We start from the raw sequence: 16,157 nt of genomic DNA, 5'->3' as shown, positions 1-16,157 counted from the left end.
TCATTCAGAAACAGCCAAGCCGCTTGCACTAAAACTTCAGAGTTCTAATATTACCTTGCTGCCATCTGAATATTTAGGAGTCCATATTCTTGGTGCATTAGTATTGTTTGTTTTATTATTCAACATCTTTAAATTACCAGCCAATATCACGCTCTTGTTAGTCCCGGCAATCTTATTTGCATCTCATTTTCTATTATTCTACTTAAGGAAAAATAAGTATGAAGAGCGCTTCAATAGCCAGCTGGCTGATATCTGCAGGCTGCTCGGGAATGGAGCAAGATCGGGCCTGACGATAAACCAGGGCATTGAAATGGTTGCCAGGGAAGTTGGGGCTCCTGCAGGTGAGGAATTTAAACGAATCGCAAACGAATTAAAGCTGGGGGTTCCATTGGAAAATGCACTCAGATCAATGCAAATAAGAAATAAGTCAAGGGAATTTCAGTTGTTTATTGCTACGATTCTTATCCAAAAGAAAACAGGCGGAAATTTAGCAACAACACTTGAATCCATGTCCAATACCCTTGAAGACCGCAAAGTGCTCAATCAAACCATAAAAACAATGACTTCGGAACAAAGGTATATTTCTATCATTGTACCTGCTATGCCAATCTTTATTGTTCTCATGATGAACAATATTATCGATGGATTCACAGATTCTCTAAAGACGGTACCCGGCATGATTATTCTTGCTCTTTTTCTCTCAGGAATCGTACTATCATTCTTTCTAATTAGAAAAATAACAAATATAAAGGTGTAGCCTATGGATGCCATCATTATTTTAGCCATTATCTTATTCTGGATTACTTTCGTCATTGCGCTTCGTCATTACTCTGTCTATATAAAAGAAAAAAGAATGCTGCTGGAGCACGTTTCCGACGTGACAGAAGTAAGTGCATTTGATAAGGAAAATAGAAAGAAAAACAAAACCAGCTTAATTGAGAAACTAACCAAATATGCAGATGAGTTTGCGGATCTAGGTCAGAGAATTAACTTTTTCAGTGAAAATCATGATGTGAAAGACTGGCTTCAGAAGTCAGGGAACAAATATGGATTGACTGTTGAGAGGTTTCAGGGATTAAAAATAGTCCTCCTTTTAATCGGATTTATTACGGGCTTTTTATCCCTGATAATTGGACTTCCTTTTTCTCAATACGCCATTATTTTTAATCCGATTATCGGATATTTCCTGCCAATTATACTGGTACGAAGTCAAGCAAAAAAGCGTCAGGAAGCACTCCGCCATGACCTGCCTGATTTCCTGGATACAATCAGTACCAGCTTGCAGGCTGGCGTCAGCTTAGACCAGGCTTTAAGGGAGGTGATCCGTTTCTTTGAAGGACCGATCAAAGAAGAGTTCTCAAGGTTCAATCATGAAATTGATTTGGGAGTACAAAGGGAAACGGCCTATCGGAACTTACTGAACCGGAATGATAATCCTGAATTCCAGAGTTTAATAAAGTCCCTGTTGCAAGGCCTTAAACTGGGGGTACCGATAGCAACAACGTTTAAGGTTCAGGCTGAAGATATGCGTCAGTTCCGGGAAGAACAAGTGAAAGAGCTCGCAGCTAAAGCCTCACCTAAGGTTACACTAGTGACCACTTTTGTAGTTGCGCCAGTATCAATCCTTATGATTGCTGGTTTGATGCTGCTTAATATGATTTATGGTGAGAACAGTATTTTTAAACTATTTAATTTATAAAATGGAGGAATTAACCAATGAAGAAACTTACAGAAATTTACACGAAATGCTCAATTAAAGTAGAAGGTATGGTTCGTAATGAGAGAGGTTCACAGACATTAGAGTGGATTGGGATTGCCGCGGTTGTGGTTATTATGGTAGGTGTAATCTCTACTGCATTCTCAGGCGATACTTCAATTGGGAAAACAGTTCTAAATAAAATTAAAACAATGATAGGCCAAATCGGTGGCGGGGGTCAATAATAGAGAAGGTACATGTTTGGAGGTAAAGACGTTGCTAATGAGAAAAAAAGCCATCTTACTTTTCTTCACTGTTCTTCTCTTCTTAACGGCGTGCAGTGAAAAAGAGAATACTAGCGAACCTAATCAAAAGAGTACTCATGAAGAAAAAGTCGAAGAACCGAAAGATGAAAAACAAAATAACTCAATTAGTGATAGTGACTATTTTAATGAACTACCAGAGATTCCGGAGGATACTTTGGACGTAGTGAAACAGACACCCGGAAAATACGCAAACCAAACTGTTTTCCAAGAAGGTGTCACAGAAAAGGTGAAGCAGGAAATTAAAGAGATTCCCCCGCTTCCTGAAAATCCATCAGAGCAAGATTATGAAACATATTTCAAATATGTGTATTCATTAGCTGCAAATGATTTTCAAGATCCTGATGACTTAGTGAAAAAATGGGAATTTTCAATGTTTGGAAGTTCTGATCTAAATGATCCAAAATATCAATTTAAAGATAACTATAACGTTGAGATCATATTAGATTCGAGTGGCTCTATGGGTGCAATAGTGGACGGCAAAACCCAATTGCAGTTAGCGAAAGAAGCTATAAATGAATTTGTGGGGAGTTTGCCTGAAGAAGTGAATATTTCTTTAAGAGTATATGGTCACAAAGGTACCGGAGATGACTCAGATAAACAAAAGTCCTGTTCGAGTATTGAACAAGTTTATGGGTTTGAAAAATATGAATCCGGCGCATTTAATAAAGCACTTAAACAATTTCAACCTAGTGGATGGACACCCATTGCAAAAAGCTTAAAAGAATCATTCGAATCGTTTAAAAAATATGATCAAAAAACAAACACTAATCTAATTTACTTGGTGAGTGATGGAATTGAGACTTGTGACGGAAATCCAGTTAAAGTTGCTGATGAATTTGCCGGCTCCAATGTTTCTCCAATCATTAATGTAATTGGATTCAATGTAGACTCACAAGCTCAAAAACAATTGAAGAGTGTAGCGGATTCCTCCAACGGAATTTATACAACTGTAGGAAATAAAGAACAATTAACAAATGAGTTTGAAAGGGCTCAAGAAGTATTATTGCGCTGGGAAAGTTGGAAAGCGGATGCCTTAATCGATGTTGAAAGTCAAAACCTGGACAATAAGCTTGATATAAGTACCTATTCAAATGACTGGAATTTTATTAAAGAGGATCAAATAATACGTATCAATGAAATACTTACTCTATTAAGAGAGCAGGATAAAATCAATTTAGATAACGAAGAAGAGCTCAAAAAAAGATCCTCTGAAGTCCTGGAAGTTATTAATGAAGCTTACGATGAAATTGTTAATGATCTAAATACAACCAACAAAAAAGGAATTGAATCATTAAAAGAATCGATAAACAAAAAATACAACAAGCAAGTGGAATAGTGACTCTGTGGAAACACGGATATTCACTATTATAAGATTACATCGATGAGTAAAGCATAAAGCCTTATAATCAGAAAGGAATTAAGAACGATGTTTGAAAAAATAACAAGTAAAGTTGTTGTTACAATCGCTCTACTCATCGTTCTTTTCCAATCATTTTCTTTTCCTATTTATGCAAGTGCAACGATCCAGCCATGGAAAGGGAATCCATGGACAGGACAAGATTGGAAAGGTACCCCATGGGATGGGAAAGACCTTCAGTGGGAAGGTGAATCCTGGGAAGGCAATCCATGGGAAGGTAATTCAACAAACGGAAATGATTGGGAAGGAAACGGGACAGAAGGTCAAGGCACGAGCGGACAAGGGACAAACGGACAATCGTGGGAAGGATATCAATGGACAAATGCTCCCTGGTATATGGATCCTTGGCTAAATAATGGTTGGACACCAAATGGTTTTGAAGGGAGCCCGTTTACCGGGAATGGAACAACTGGAGATCCATTTTCGGGTAATGGAACAAACGGAAATCCATTTTCAGGAAATGGAACCAATGGTAATCCCTTTGCCGGAAATGGCACTAGCGGAAATGCTTTTGAAGGTAGTACAACCGCAGGCAATGGTACTGAGGGGAGTTCATTTGAGGGAAGTCCAACAGACGTAAAACTGCCGTTGGGATATGAGGTTGCAAAGTATATTTCGAATGATATCATTGGCGGACAGGTTAACTTAGTCAGTGATTTTATGAATTTTGATTTTGAGGCTAATCCAAATGGCTTCAGACCAAATGCCACCTTCTTTTCCTCACTTATGTTAAATGGAGTGAAAGTAGGATTAGGTGACAAAACACCATGGTTTATTAATGGAGTTGCTGATGCTCATGATGGTGTTCTTAAAACAGTTGATGCCATAGGGGCTGCTAAAGATTATAAGTTAATCAAAGATGCTGCGACACTGGCTCAGAATGGTGGAGCAAGTAGAGGAGCATTAAACTTAGCTGATAATGCTGATTTATTATCAAACTTATCAAAAGTTGGTTCGATATCTAAACTAAACGTTGCTACTGCTGCTGTAGGTGCTGGATACTCAGCTTTTGAATTAGGGTTTAATGGTGTAAAAGCCTATGAAGTATTAAATTCTGATGTAGCTGGCAATCAAAAAGTTTCTGCGGTAGCTGAAGCGACAAGTAGTTTTGGAGATCTGATGATGAACGCGGGAGTAGTTACAGCTGCAATTCCGGGAGGGCAGGCAGCAGGTGCCGTTATGATTGCAGGGGGAGCTGCAATATGGGGGGCTTCCAAATTAACTAAGCTAGTGGCTGATAATTGGAGTGGAATCAAAAAGTTCGCGAAAAATCCTGTTGAAAACACAGCGAAAGCTATTGGTAAGGGGATAAGTAAAATAAAAGGATGGTTTAGTTAAATCTATGGTAAAAAGAAGGGGAGATTGACTCTTCTCCCCTTCTTTTTATAATCTAACCATAAAGGAAGTTATATGATGAATGTGAACATCTTAAAGAAGGAAGCAAATAAACATAAAAAATTTCTTGAAAATAATGTAATGTTGAATCCATATAGTTACACAGTTAATAACATTCCTTATTACTTAGTAATCTATCAAAAAGGCGAGAAATTTAAAGGATATGCTGTAATATCAGAATCTGGATTTAAGAAAACAGATGCTTTAAATGCTTTTGAAAGGTTAATCATTTTTAATGTCTATGTTAATCGTTTTTTTGAGATAGAAGAATCGAAAATGAAATTAAAACCGGAAACATTTTTGAATATAAAGAGGGTTATTCAGGATTACCAAAGTCATGCGGAAGTTAATGAAAAATTGAGTGAAAGTATAAATTTACTTACGAACCTTGAAATGCTCTTGAAAGATTTACAGCGGCACCTAACTGAATACACTCGTCATTATGATAATGATATTTTAACCACTAATAGAATAGATGAAGAAGAGTTGCACACTTTATGGAAGACTCTTTCGTATGTAAACCGTATTCAATACCTTCAAGGTAAAGAGCTAATTGATAACTTTGAGACATTAACAGATTTGTACAAAAAAATGAAAGAATTAAAACTAGATAAAAAACTTTCAGAATATGACATGAACGTTTTCAAAGAATTGACTAGCGAAATAAATACCACAAAGAGAAGTATAAATTCATTAGGGTTCGAAAAAGAGCACGCAGGTTTGTCAGAAAGAGAGTTTGTTGAACACTCTATAAAGAGATTTAAAAGGCTGGGAGAGGAAAAACTTTCTCATTATAAAAAAGATTTACGCTATCCAAAACCCTGAGGTGAGAAACCATGGATAAACCAATAAGATACACTTTCTCATTCATCGGGGAAAGGTTCGAAAAAATATTACTGATAATTTTATGTGTGCAATTACCCTTACTGTTGCTGCACTCTCTCGTTACTAACTATATATATGCCATAACTCCGAATTTAGGAACAATCTATTCGGTCGCAGACATTTATTATGCATTATTTACGATATTAATCTTTATTTATGCTCAAGTTCCATTTGTGAAATATACATTCAACGAACTAGAGGGAAGAGAAGATTCTTTAAAGAATGCCTTCTACACGTTTGTTGTACAAGGATTCCCTATCTTTGTTTTTGCCTGCCTGATTAGTGTACTTGCAGTTTTTGGGTTCGCCTTATTTATCATACCTGGGATAATCGTTCTTTCTGTATTTATCACTGCTCCTATAATCGCAATCGTCGATAACAAATCAGTATGGAAATCAATTAAAGAGGCGGGATTATTATTTAAGAAGAAATTCATAAAGATCATTCTACTGATTTCTTTTTGGGGCATTTTCGAAATGGTACTGGGAATAATCCTAAACGGTTTAGTCTTAAGGATAACATCATCATATGCTGCCATTGCAGGTGTCCAGATGATTACAAATATGATTTTTTATCCAATCTTCTTAGTTTTATTAACCACTTATACGCTGAAATGGAGAGCCGGATTAAGAAAGCTAGTGTAGTCGGAATGGGGTAAAAACAAATGAAAAGAATAATGGAAAAACTAAAAAGTGAAAAAGGTTCATCTACGATTGAATTTTTAGGTATTCTCCCCCTGGTTCTTGTAGTCGTAATGATTGCCTGGCAGCTAATCGTAAGTGTCCAAGCTGTAGTGGTTGCTCAATCTGCAGCAAATGAAGCAGCTAAGGTATATTCTATAACTGAGAACTCCTCAGAAGCTTCTCAGGCGGCTCAAAACATTGTAGCTGCCGGTGGATCTTACCTTACTTTCAATGGAGCATCCGGAATGTCCCAGAAGGACTTTACAGCAAATATCAGCGTTTCGATAGACTTAGTGTTTCTTCCTGAAGAAATCATGCCAGGTAACACTACACCTACTATCTCATACACTTCAAAGGCCACTGGTAAGGTGATTAAGAATGAAAGCTAGAGTAATAGATATTGTACGGCAGGACAGAGGGAATGCGGCAATTCTTATGATTGGGCTTCTCAGCATTATGATGGTATTATTCATATTTGTTTTTAATCTTTCAAAAATATTTGCTGTAAAAGAAGAAGCGAATACGACTGCCCAGCAAGCGAGCTTAGCAGCTACTTCAGTACTTTACTCTCAGGTTGATGAAGTAATTAATGACTATGAAGCAGCTCTTATAGGTACGGTTGATAAACTTCCGGAATCGATTGGCAAAAAAATTCAAAAGAAAGAATTCGAGCTTCAATCAGATTCAAGTTATGATGATTATTCTGACAATGAAATTGAACTGGAAGCATTGGATATTGTCCTTACAGAAGAGTTGCAGCGAGGGGTGGGTAAGGATCAACTTCATGATATGTTGAATATTGAACTTTATGAAACCATAAAAGAGATGGAAGCCCAAGCGCAAACGACGATTATCCAAAACAATGGGAATCTATCTGGTGCTACTCTTGTCGTTGACGATGGCCAGGTATTTGTACGCGCGTCCAATACGGTAGAAGGAACATCATTTAAAGGGTTCTTTACAGATCTAAAAGAAGACCTCTTTCAAACGGCCGGAGGACCCAAAGTTGATTTCCTTACTGAATTAAGTAAGTTTGATGTAAAGATTGAAAGATCACTTGATTGATATTCATGACGGGAGAGGAAACGATGTCCAAAAAAGAAAAACGCTGGAGAAGATTTTACTTATTCTTAATGATCTTTTTCTATGCAATATATGTGCCGGTGTCAATAATTGAATGGCTGGCAGGAGATGGCGGACTTCCTCTGACTGCTGTAGTAGTGGGAATAGCATTGCCATATATGAGAAAAAATCATTTACATCAGATTCAGATGAAGGAAAATACGGGAGCTTGAATATATATGTTCAAGCTCTTTTTCTTTAATATTGGCTTCCAATTTAAATAATTTTACTAGGGTTGATTTTTTCGAGTGAATAGAATGCTGAGCGTCATCAATACTTCAAAAAGTCTTCTATGAAAAAGGTATTCTGCCAATGAAAGGTTGGAATCTATTTAATTAAAATTAAATGAATTAAAGGAGAAAACCCCAATGTTCAACAAACACAAAAAAGCCCTGCGCAACGCCAAATTCAAGAAAACGATCACAAGAACCATCGGACACGTCAAGGTCGATACAGTGTTGACTGAAGAGCAGGTTACACCTGGTGACACGCTTTTTGGAGAAGTTCGGCTTTCTAGTAAAAAAGGATTTAAAGAGGTTGAAAAGGTGAGGGTTTCCCTGATGCAGCAGTTTCCGTTTTCGGATGACACGGTTGCGAATCTTTCCTTGCTCACCACTGAAATGAGGTTGTCAGAGGAGCAAAAGGATGAGAACGTGCTGGTATTGCCCTTTGAACTGAAGGTTCCTTATTATACCCCGAAAAGTGCAGGGAAGAGAAAATGCTGGATACAGACGGACATCGATCTGCCTTATAAGTTGGACCCGAGGGACATGGATTTCATCGAGATTAATGAACATCCGCTTCTTGCATATGTAAATAAAATCGTGACAGAGGAATTGGGCTTTGTGAAAACAAATAGAGAAGAAGTCATTCACTATCCAGGCTTCAAGCCTAAATGGGTCATTGATAAAAAGGTCCTGAATCACCCGCTTTATCCGATGCTTTCAAGCAGGCAAGTGCCGGTAGCTCACGAAATCGAGTATTTCCCTCCTGAAGAATTCCGCGATAAATACCGCGAAGTTGAGTTTATTTACGATATTAAAGAAGAAGGGATGGATCTATACGTTGAGCTTCAATTTATGGTTCCAAAAGAACTTGGAGGTTATTTTAAGCGTGCTGCCATTATGGAAAGTGACCGTGATGAAAGAATTCACAAATTATCTTTCACTGCCGGGGACCTTGAGGGATCTGAGTCAATCAAAAACAAGTTGATGGATCTTCTGACAAACACCGAAGTGCCGGAAGAATTACGATTTTAATCAAACGTTTGTTTAAAAAATCTCTATTAAGCTTATTGTGATATATAACTTGTCTCAGCCATTGATGAGAGTTCAAAACGCAGACTCTGCTGGTGAAGTGTCCAATGTGAGACCTGCGCCTGTGCAAAACTCCTCCGCTTATCTGATCCACAGGAGCTTTAGCGACGAAGACACTCTCTAACCGCCCGCTGAAAGCGAAGTCTTGAACGGCAATCAACCGCGGTGTTTAGCAAAACCCTGCAGTTTAAAAGGAAGTATTGTACTTTCAGTTACTTACCAACCAAATCATTCGGAAAAACCGCTATAATTGGATAGAATAGAAACAATGGCTTTATTGACTAACGGTTGGAATGTAAAAGGAGAGTAACCATGACACATTACACAGATGATAGTTTAGCTTTACATACAGATCTATATCAAATCAATATGACGAAGGCCTACTGGGATGATGATTTTCATAATCGAAAGGCTGTTTTTGAGGTGTTCTTTCGAAAGCTGCCTTTTGGGAATGGATATGCAGTATTTGCCGGTCTTGAACGTGTGATTGAGTATGTGAAAAATATTCATTTCAGTGATAGTGATATTGAGTATTTAAGAGAGCTCGGATATGAGGAAGAGTTTCTCCAATATTTAAAGGATCTTCGATTTACTGGTACGATTCGTTCCATGCGGGAGGGGGAGCTGGCATTTGCGAATGAGCCTTTGTTGAGAATTGAAGCACCGCTTGCTCAGGCGCAGCTTCTCGAGACGGCGATTCTGAATATCATTAACTATCAAACATTGATTGCGACGAAAGCGAACCGGATCAAGCAGGTGGTTCATGATGAAGTGGTGATGGAATTCGGTACCCGCCGTGCTCATGAGCTGGATGCGGCCATTTGGGGAACGCGTGCTGCTTTCATCGGCGGATTCGATGCCACGAGCAATGTGCGTGCTGGGAAAATATTCGGAATGCCGGTTTCGGGGACGCATGCCCATTCGCTCGTTCAAGCTTATCAGGATGATTATACGGCTTTTCATAAGTATGCGGAGAGCCATAAGGATTGCGTGTTTCTGGTGGACACATACGACACATTGAAATCAGGGATTCCGGCTGCGATCAAGGTGGCGAAAGAGCTTGCAGATAAAATCAACTTTAAGGGCATCCGCCTCGACAGCGGTGATATGGCTTACTTATCAAAGAAAGCCCGTAAAATGCTTGACGAGGCAGGTTTTACTGAAACGAAAATCATAGCTTCGAATGATTTAGATGAATATACGATACTGAATTTGAAAGCGCAAGGGGCGCAGATCGATGTATGGGGAGTCGGTACGAAGCTCATCACTGCCTATGACCAGCCTGCGCTCGGTGCTGTGTACAAGCTTGCTTCCATCGAAAACGAAAAAGGCGAGATGGAGGATTCCATTAAGATTTCCAGTAATGCTGAAAAAGTTTCTACTCCGGGGTTGAAAAAGGTTTACCGCATCATCAATCAGGTTAATCATAAATCAGAGGGGGATTATATCACACTTGAACATGAAAACCCCCAAGAGGAAGATCGATTGAAGATGTTCCACCCGGTTCACACATATATCAGCAAGTTTGTGACCAATTTTGAAGCCAGGGAATTACATGTTGATGTGTTCAGGGATGGTGAGTTGGTGTATGAAACTCCTTCCCTGCAGGTGATGAGAGAATTCGTCAATGACAATCTTGAGCTTTTATGGGATGAATACAAGCGTTCAATGAACCCGGAAGAATACCCGGTTGATCTTAGTGATGAGTGCTGGACGAATAAGATGAATCTGATTCAGAAGGTGAAAGCGGAAGTTAAGGAAAGATTCAATTCCGGCAGGATATAGTTGTGAATGGGTAAGATAAACAGGTATACTATGATGTAACAAAACCTAACATGGAGTGTGAGATGATGGATTCTCTTCAGAAACAGATTGTGGAAGAAATGATGGTTACGCCAAATATTGATTCTAAAGAAGAAATACGCCGAAGCATCGATTTCATGAAAAGCTACTTGAAGAAGCATTCGTTTTTAAAGAGTCTGGTGCTGGGTATTTCCGGCGGTCAGGACTCGACTCTCTTAGGAAAACTTGCGCAGATGGCTGTTAATGAAATGAATGAAGAAACGGGTTCGGATGAATACAATTTCTACGGGGTGCGCCTTCCGTATGGTGAACAGGGAGATGCTCAGGATGCAATAGATGCCGTTGAGTTCATCAATCCATCTGTTTCGATGACAGTAAATATTCAGGCTGCGGTGGATGCGAGTTACTCCACATTGAAAAAAGCCGGTATCGAGATGTCTGATTTCGTTAAAGGGAATGAAAAAGCACGCGAGCGAATGAAGGTTCAATTTGCGATTGCCGCGATGAAGAGCGGAGTCGTGCTTGGAACGGATCATTCAGCAGAAGCGGTCACGGGCTTCTACACGAAATTTGGTGACGGGGCAGCAGACCTTGTACCGCTTTTCCGCCTGAACAAACGCCAGGGGAAGGCGATGCTGAAAGAGCTTGGATGTCCGGAGCATCTATACAATAAAAAGCCGACAGCTGATCTGGAAGAGAACAAACCGTTGATTCCGGATGAAGTAGCTCTGGGTGTGACGTATGATCAAATTGATGATTTCCTTGAAGGAAAAGAAATACCTCAAGAAGCAATGGAAACAATCGAGAAGCACTACTTGAGATCGCAGCACAAACGAAATCTGCCGATTACGGTGTTTGATGACTTTTGGAAATAAGACTTAGGAAAGAGGCTGGGACAAAAGTGTTATAGACTAAGTAAAACCCGAACTAAATTGCCTTCTAACTGGCAAATTAGTTCGGGTTATTATTTTGTTCAATGTACACTTAAGTTTTAGCACTTTCCAGCGGTTGATTGGAGTGCAAGACGAAGACTCCTGCGGGAAAAGCGAGACAGGTGAGACCCTACAGGAGCGTATGCGACGAGGAGGCTCACCGGCCGCCCGCGGAAAGCGAAGTCTTGAACGGAAATCATTAGCGGTATTATGAACATACGCTGAAATTGTTCGTCTTTATGTCGTGGTCATTAGTTTTGTCCCAGTCTCTTTTTTTATTTGCATTTGTTTAATGGTTTATCGATGAATTGGGTAAAAATGTTAATTAGCAGAAGCAGGACCTGTTTTTAAAAGGTGTTGGACAAAAAATTAAATGATTATATCGGTAAATCCAAACCTTGGATAGGGTGATTTCCGCTTTTCAGCCGGCGGCTGGTTTCCACTGGATGAAGAAAATAGAAAGTAAGCAGATGATATGACAAATTTCCTAAAAATTCGTATTATTTTTTCGCGAAAATGGAGGATTTCTGGAATTTGAAACGAAAGTATTATTAGTTAGAGAGAAAAATATTCATTTAAAAGGGATTCAGGAGGGGTCATATGACGCAAGAAGTACTAAATCCGAAACTGCAAAATGTCGTTGAAAATATAGAGAAGGTCATGATCGGGAAGAGAAAAGTAGCGGAACTGAGCGTGGTGTCATTATTGGCCGGCGGTCATGTACTGCTTGAAGACGTGCCCGGCGTCGGGAAGACAATGATGGTCAGGGCGCTTGCGAAGTCTGTCGGGGCGAGCTTTAAGCGAATACAGTTTACGCCGGACCTGCTGCCGTCGGATGTGATCGGGGTGTCCATTTATAATCCGAAAGAGATGGAGTTCAATTTCAGGCCTGGACCGATCATGGGGAATATCATATTAGCGGATGAAATCAACCGTACATCGCCGAAGACGCAATCTGCTCTGCTTGAAGGGATGGAGGAAGGGAGTGTGACAATCGACGGTAATACGCGGAAGCTTGATAAGCCGTTTTTCGTTATGGCTACACAGAATCCGATTGAATACGAAGGGACATATCCGCTTCCGGAAGCTCAGCTTGACCGTTTTCTTCTGAAAATGAAGATGGGGTACCCGGAACCTGCTGAAGAGATGGAGGTACTGCACCGTGCACAGAAGAATCCTCCGATTGATGAATTGGAGCCGGTTATGACTTTGGAGGAGCTTCGCCAACTTCAAGAGGAAGTGAAGGAAATATTGGTGGATGACACGATTAAGAAATACATTGTGGACATTGCCGGGCGAACAAGAATCCATGCGAATGTCTATTTGGGCGCCAGTCCGAGGGGATCGATTGCTTTGATGAAGGCGTGTCAGGCGTATGCGTTCTTAAGAGGGAGAGGCTATGTGGTTCCTGATGACGTACAATTCCTTGCCCCGTTTGTATTTGCGCACAGGATCATCATGAAATCGGAAGCCCGTTACGAAGGCATTACGCCGGAAGAAGTGGTAGAGAGAGTGATGGCGCGCATCCCTGTACCGGTACAAAGGCTTGTGAGATAGCATGAAGACCAAATTTCAAGTAGTAAAGAAAATCGGCAAGCTGCTGCTTCTCCTTCTATTGATTGCCATCACCTTTATCTATGCCATGTTTCAGGGCGGGTTTGTCAGCTGGTTTTTGTTTTACAGCTTTCTTCCGTTTGCTTTGTATTCAGTGCTGGTCTTTATTTATCCGCTTTCCGACTTTTATGTGGAAAGAAGATTCGAATCAGCTGAATATAAAGCGGGAGATGAGCTGAAGGTGACATTGACGCTCAGGAGAAGGGTGCCGTTTCCTCTGTTTTATATGGTACTTGAAGACGTCGTGACAGATTCACTCTTTCAGCAGTCTTCCTTTCATAAAGCGAAATCGATGATCTATCCCGGTTTCAGAAGGGAAATGAAGCTGTCCTATTACATAGACGAGCTTCCGCGCGGTGAACATATCTACTCTGCAGTACGTCTTAAAACGGGAGATTTCTTCGGGGTATTTGAGAAAGATGCCGTCATTGATTGCAAGGATCAGCTCCTTGTCTATCCATCGTTCGTCGATGTTCAATACAGGCCGCTCGAGAATCGTTATGATCAGGGGATGACTTCCTCCAATGTGAAGATCCAGAAGGATACGACGATGGCAACGGGTGTCCGCTCGTATCAGCCGGGAGACCGCTTTTCCTGGATCCACTGGAAGTCCTTTGCCCGCACCAATGAATTGATGACGAAGGAATTTGAAGAACGGCAGTCCCATGATGTGCTCATCGTACTTGACCGTGAGTATTCCTCTGCCTTTGAACCGATGGTCACATTTACCGCCTCCGTCATACGTTCCATTATTAAAAAAGGAGCGCAGGTAGGATTGGTTTCGATCGGGAAAGAGCATCAGTCATTTGCCATCAGAGGAGGAGAGGAGCATCAGGGACAGCTCTACCATCACTTGGCAAAGGTCCAGCCCGACAGTCAGTTTGCTCTGGGCAAAATCCTGCAGGGGGAAGGGCTTAATTACTTACAATCTGCAGCTGTCTTTTTCATAACGGCTTCCGTTTCCAAAAAAATGATTATGAGCGTCAATAATTATTCGAAACGGAACAGTTCAGTCGTTATTTTCTTGATTAAGTCAAAAGGCGAGACTTATACTTCGGAGGAAAAATCATTGAAAGCCTATGCAGCTTCCCGCGGGATCTGGCTGAAAGTTTGCTATGAAGGGGATTTCTCATCTGCCTTTACGGAGGTGAAGCGAGCATGAGGGGAAAAGCTTCGACCAATGTATTTTATTCCATTCTGATCTATTTGTTCGGGTTCCTGCTCCTGTGGGAATGGCTGAAACCTTTAAGAGTTGTTACCAATACAGGCGATTTAACGTTTTTTATCATATTTATCGCGTTGTCCCTGACGTTATCGTATTTCAGGGTGCATTATCTGCTGTCCGGAACGGTGAAAGCCGTTCTGATCCTGGTGTCTTTACATGCTCTCTATTTTGAAGGGTCCCTGCTTGATCTTTCGTGGATGAAAGAGCTCGTTAAAGATTTATGGCTTAATGTAGGTTTGACGATCGGAAGGGATTGGTCAAACTTATCGTTCGTCTTTCGGAGCTTGTTATTCTTCATCCTGTTATGGCTGATGACGTATCTGATTTATTACTGGTTGTCAGTCAGGAAGGCGATTTTGCTTTTCTATGTGATGACGGTAACGTATATCAGTGTCATGGATACGTTTACGGAGTATGAAGGTGATTCAGCGATTATCCGCGTGGTTATATTCGGCTTCCTGCTGATGGGGCTGCTCGCGCTTGAACGATTGATTCAAGGTGAAAAGCTGCTTGGGGCTAGGATGAGCAGACACCGGTGGATTGTTCCGCTTACGGTGATGCTCGGTGTCAGTTCGATTGTGGCATTTGCCGCTCCTAAAGCCGAACCGATCTGGCCGGATCCCGTTCCGTATATTAAATCCTTTGCCGAGGGATCCGGGGGATTAAGCGGTGTAAATAAGCTTGGATATGATACGGACGATTCCAAGCTTGGCGGACCATTCATCGGTGATCCGACCGTTGTTTTCACGGCTGAAGTGACCAGGGAACATTATTGGAGAATCGAAACGAAAGATTTGTATACCGGAAAAGGATGGGAGCAATCGATGGAAGAGGATCCCGGGATGCCTTTCCGTTCGGATGAAGAGCTGCCGATTGCTCTCACTCCTAAAAACGAAGAACGAGAGCTTCAAACTGAAAAAGTCATGGTGGAAAAGGGGTATTCACATGTTGTGTACCCTTACGGAGTTGAAAAGGTTACGGGGAATGAAGAAGGCTCCTTTGAATTTATGCCGGTGAACGAGAAAATCAGGAGCCTTGATGATTCAGGTGACCCGGTAAAATTAGAGGAGTATGCACTCTCTTATCGCTCACCATCATATTCCCAAAAAGGAATGAGGGCGGCAAATGCTGAACAGGAAGCCATGCAGGTGCCTGAATTCGTGGACAGGTATACGCAAATTCCTTCTTCGACACCACAGAGGGTAAAAGATTTAGCTGTTGAAATTACTCAGGACGAAGAAGATTGGTATGAGAAAGTGCGTGCCATCGAAGGCTACTTTGAGAAAGAGGCATTTGTTTACGATCAATTTGATGTTCCTGTTCCTGAAGAAGGTCAGGACTACGTTGATCAGTTCCTGTTTGAAACCCAAAGAGGGTATTGTGATAACTTCTCGACTTCGATGGTTGTCATGGTAAGGTCGCTGGGGATTCCTGCACGATGGGTGAAGGGATACACAGAAGGGGAGTACACCCGTCAAGCCGATTCTCAAAACCGGCTCTATGAAGTGTCTAATAATAATGCCCATTCATGGGTGGAAGTGTTCTTTCCTGAAGTTGGCTGGGTTCCGTTCGAGCCGACAGTCGGGTTCAGCAACAACATTGCCTATGAGTATGATTTAGAGCGTGAAGATCCCGAGGAAGACCAGGCACCATTACCGGAGAAAGAAGAAACGCCTAAAAAGCCGTTAGCACCACAAGAAGAAGAATCGGCAAGCGGTGGGTTCTCCTTTGAAGATTTCTGGG

16 protein-coding genes are annotated in these 16,157 nt (G+C 41.0%); all 16 read left to right on the top strand.

What is annotated here, in order from left to right:
- The coding region (locus tag HP456_RS09745) for a type II secretion system F family protein (protein ID WP_172250463.1) at positions 1-757 on the top strand (757 nt) is incomplete at its 5' end.
- Positions 758-760: 3 nt separating this feature from the next.
- The gene (locus HP456_RS09740) at positions 761-1,699 is read left to right on the top strand and encodes a type II secretion system F family protein (RefSeq protein WP_172250461.1); all 939 of its coding nucleotides are present in this window, start codon (positions 761-763) and stop codon (positions 1,697-1,699) included.
- Positions 1,700-1,716: 17 nt separating this feature from the next.
- The gene (locus HP456_RS09735; protein ID WP_172250459.1) at positions 1,717-1,941 is read left to right on the top strand and encodes a hypothetical protein; all 225 of its coding nucleotides are present in this window, start codon (positions 1,717-1,719) and stop codon (positions 1,939-1,941) included.
- Positions 1,942-1,978: 37 nt separating this feature from the next.
- Complete coding sequence (locus HP456_RS09730) at positions 1,979-3,358, top strand: VWA domain-containing protein (RefSeq protein WP_246288916.1); 1,380 nt, start codon at positions 1,979-1,981, stop codon at positions 3,356-3,358.
- 90 nt (positions 3,359-3,448) lie between these two features.
- The gene (locus tag HP456_RS09725) at positions 3,449-4,777 is read left to right on the top strand and encodes a hypothetical protein (protein WP_172250455.1); all 1,329 of its coding nucleotides are present in this window, start codon (positions 3,449-3,451) and stop codon (positions 4,775-4,777) included.
- 72 nt (positions 4,778-4,849) lie between these two features.
- A complete protein-coding gene (locus tag HP456_RS09720; protein ID WP_172250453.1) occupies positions 4,850-5,659 on the top strand; it encodes a hypothetical protein in 810 nt (269 codons plus the stop codon).
- Positions 5,660-5,670: 11 nt separating this feature from the next.
- Positions 5,671-6,363 (top strand): hypothetical protein, encoded by a 693-nt coding sequence (locus tag HP456_RS09715; RefSeq protein ID WP_172250451.1) that lies wholly within the window; start codon positions 5,671-5,673, stop codon positions 6,361-6,363.
- A 20-nt stretch (positions 6,364-6,383) separates the two neighbouring features.
- Entirely contained in the window at positions 6,384-6,791 is a 408-nt protein-coding gene (locus tag HP456_RS09710) for a TadE/TadG family type IV pilus assembly protein (RefSeq protein ID WP_172250449.1), read from the top strand.
- Positions 6,781-7,467, top strand: a complete 687-nt coding sequence (locus tag HP456_RS09705; protein WP_172250447.1) for a TadE/TadG family type IV pilus assembly protein — start codon at positions 6,781-6,783, stop codon at positions 7,465-7,467. Before HP456_RS09710 ends, HP456_RS09705 begins: the two co-directional genes overlap by 11 nt.
- A gap of 23 nt (positions 7,468-7,490) precedes the next feature.
- On the top strand, positions 7,491-7,697 hold the full coding sequence (locus HP456_RS09700) for a hypothetical protein (RefSeq protein WP_172250445.1): 207 nt from the start codon (positions 7,491-7,493) through the stop codon (positions 7,695-7,697).
- Between the two features lie 195 nt (positions 7,698-7,892).
- Entirely contained in the window at positions 7,893-8,783 is an 891-nt protein-coding gene (locus HP456_RS09695) for a sporulation protein (RefSeq protein WP_172250443.1), read from the top strand.
- A gap of 369 nt (positions 8,784-9,152) precedes the next feature.
- Positions 9,153-10,625 (top strand): nicotinate phosphoribosyltransferase, encoded by a 1,473-nt coding sequence (locus HP456_RS09690; RefSeq protein WP_172250441.1) that lies wholly within the window; start codon positions 9,153-9,155, stop codon positions 10,623-10,625.
- A 65-nt stretch (positions 10,626-10,690) separates the two neighbouring features.
- Positions 10,691-11,518 (top strand): NAD(+) synthase, encoded by an 828-nt coding sequence (gene nadE, locus HP456_RS09685; protein ID WP_172250465.1) that lies wholly within the window; start codon positions 10,691-10,693, stop codon positions 11,516-11,518.
- 657 nt (positions 11,519-12,175) lie between these two features.
- Complete coding sequence (locus HP456_RS09680; protein WP_172250439.1) at positions 12,176-13,132, top strand: AAA family ATPase; 957 nt, start codon at positions 12,176-12,178, stop codon at positions 13,130-13,132.
- Position 13,133: 1 nt separating this feature from the next.
- On the top strand, positions 13,134-14,351 hold the full coding sequence (locus HP456_RS09675) for a DUF58 domain-containing protein (protein ID WP_172250437.1): 1,218 nt from the start codon (positions 13,134-13,136) through the stop codon (positions 14,349-14,351).
- The coding region (locus tag HP456_RS09670; protein ID WP_172250435.1) for a transglutaminase TgpA family protein at positions 14,348-16,157 on the top strand (1,810 nt) is incomplete at its 3' end. The genes HP456_RS09675 and HP456_RS09670, both read left to right, overlap by 4 nt.

Origin of the sequence: Bacillus haikouensis (assembly GCF_013179555.1) — a bacterium.
Classification (GTDB): domain Bacteria; phylum Bacillota; class Bacilli; order Bacillales; family Bacillaceae_B; genus Rossellomorea; species Rossellomorea haikouensis_A.
This window is presented reverse-complemented; position numbering and strand designations above follow the sequence as displayed.